General features: G+C 46.0%; 2 protein-coding genes. Both read right to left on the bottom strand.

Going from position 1 to position 2,577, the window contains the following annotated elements; genetic code table 11:
• A partial coding sequence (locus AC3DOM_RS11760) for a hypothetical protein (protein ID WP_487919237.1) occupies positions 1–607 on the bottom strand: 607 nt, incomplete at its 3' end.
• Positions 607–2,328, bottom strand: a complete 1,722-nt coding sequence (locus AC3DOM_RS11765; RefSeq protein ID WP_487919238.1) for a hypothetical protein — start codon at positions 2,326–2,328, stop codon at positions 607–609. The genes AC3DOM_RS11760 and AC3DOM_RS11765, both read right to left, overlap by 1 nt.
• Between the last annotated feature and the right edge of the window lie 249 nt (positions 2,329–2,577).

Genomic DNA, 2,577 nt, shown 5'->3' on the forward strand with positions numbered 1-2,577 from the left:
CCATAATGTGCTGTTCAAGCGCTGCATCCGCAATCCTGAACACATTTGCTGCTGCCTGTCGTGCGAGCTGCACGGTTTTTCGAAAATCTTTTCTTGCGCTACCTAATCTTTGTGCCTGTTTCGTGTCTAGCCACCCGGTTGATTTTCCGTATGCCTGTACTTCGTATTTGATCATATTTTGAAATAGTTTTGGTGGCCCATTCTGGTTAAATTGGCGGATGTGAATTCCCTCATGGTATAGAACAAATATGCGCATGAACTCATCTAGTTCCGGTTTTTCTTTTATGAATATCTGAGAATCGGAATTTGTCCACGCCTGATAATCTTCGGGCCCAACCAACTCGCTGGGGACATCTTTAATTTTTAGGATGTCAACGTTGTTCATCTCTCCCGGGAACTGAAGCTCCAGGATTTGTTGATCTGAAGGCATTTTGTTGCCCGATGGGGGATTTGCCTGGGCTACGCGCGCTGCCGTTGCGGCTGGTGAATTTGTCCCAAGTATTTCTTGGCGGTTTTCAACCGGCGTATTGCTAGTAACAGCCCCCGCATTGGATACAACCGAAGCATTCGCTAGAACCGGATGGAGTTCAGCTGGAATATCTGCCATTAGGCATCCTCGCTTGTTGCAGGCGTATTAAAAAGGGCCGCGGCTGCCCTGGCACGCGCTTTGGGATTGGCAATTGCACTAATCGTAGATAAAAGAAGTTCATTCCGTTCATTCTCAAGCGTTTCTTTGCGAGCCGCAGCCTCCTGAATTTCCATAGAATAATTATCCAAAGCGTCTGCCTGACCCAACAAGGCCTCGACAATCACACTATCCGTCCGCATGACAATCGTTTGTTCGGAAAGCAGGACCCCTTCAACCGGGTTTGTATCATTATCCTGCGCCAAGGCCCCCTGCTTAAATCGATAATACTGCGTGTCTGTCGGAGGTGAAAATTGCCCTTCAGCATCGAAAACGACAGGGCTAATCGCAATAGTGTCATCAATAGGATCATAATTAATAGTTTCTACTACCCGAACGGGTATATCATTTGCGTTAAAAACAGTCCCGGCAAGTTTTAAGATGCGTTTGGCAACTTCATCTTTGTCCATTTGATCAGAGCCAACTTCCTCCAACAACCCACGTAAACCAGAAATCGGTACTTGACGCCACGAACCTACCTGTTCATTGGTAAAGCCAACATAAATCCCCTTCAGATGAACCTTAGTCGTATAAGTTTGATTCAATTCACGGAAAACAAAATTGAGCACACGCCGCATGTTTACATTGTTAATCACCCGTTCAATCGAAGTTTCTTCACTGATTTCAGTTTCAGTTTCGGTACTCGTAGTAACAGAGAGTTCACGTTTTGACGAGGATTCATTGGCGTGCTCACCCACAGCTTCACTCGTAGAACGCGCGAACTGTTCCCTCCCTGATTGATACTCCCCTGACATTGAACCTTTGGCGCTGGCAGATCCCCAACCCCATTTGGCTTTTGCTTCTGCTTCCAGTGACCATTTACTCGTATCTGCCTGGGTTTTTTTATCAGTTGTCTCATTTTGAACCTTGTTTGTAAAGCGGTCTTTGGCAGACTGCTCATGGCTATCAATAATGCTCGAGGACTGTTTGATGCTCTCCTTGGAAGACTGCCAGGTTTTCAATCGGATAGTGGTTGATTCTCCTGGGAGAAGCGTAAACGTGCGCACTGTGCGTCCCATGCCATAATCGCCCAGAAAAGAACTGACACCGTAAACCTCGACCAAAAAGAGTTGTGGGTTAGGTTCTGAGTCATCTAATTCTTCCGGCACTTCCTCTGTACTGCCGCTGCCCCCTCCTGTTGTGGTTGGCACAATCACAAAACCAAATATTGCATTAGCCGCAAAGGTTTTCACAAAATCAAACGGGTCACCTAAAACTGGATCTACTTCTACAGGTTTACCTACCTCAGGTGCGGCATCAGGGTCCTTTTTATCCACAACACCCCCGCCGGGTCCCGCTATGCTTTCTGTTTTGACATCGCTAGTCGGGGACAACAACTCTGGCAATTTAGACAAAGCTTTTTCTACGCTTTGTGATCCGTGTCCAATGCTTAATAATTTCTTTCGCAAAAATCTTGCTGCGATATTGGCGTCAACGCTTACCCCTGTGCTGGATTTGGTAATCCCAGCCATCTTTGCATAAGTTTGCCCAGGGGCCAGCACACTTGGATGAAAATCGGTCAGTTCCAATTCAAGATCTAGCTGCATGAACCGTTTCCCGGTGATTTGCCCCGGCAATGGAACCGAGTAATTTATTTTGGCTGATTGACCGCTTTGTGCGTCAAAATCAATAGAACTTGGCATGAAGATCTCCTTCTACAATAACTTAATATACGTATAAAAATTAAATAACCTCATGTGCAAATATTTCAGAAAACTGGCAAAACGCTGGTTCGTTGTGGGTGCCTTTGACAGTGATCTGAGACGACTCTTTTGGTCGCCGAAGGTTGTATCGAATCCCGTATTGCCCGTATTTTGGTTTCGATACACTCTCTACGCTCGTTACTCAACCGACGTATGCTGAAACTTGCAAATTTGGTTAGATGGCATTAT

The organism is Candidatus Desulfolinea nitratireducens (assembly GCF_982879505.1).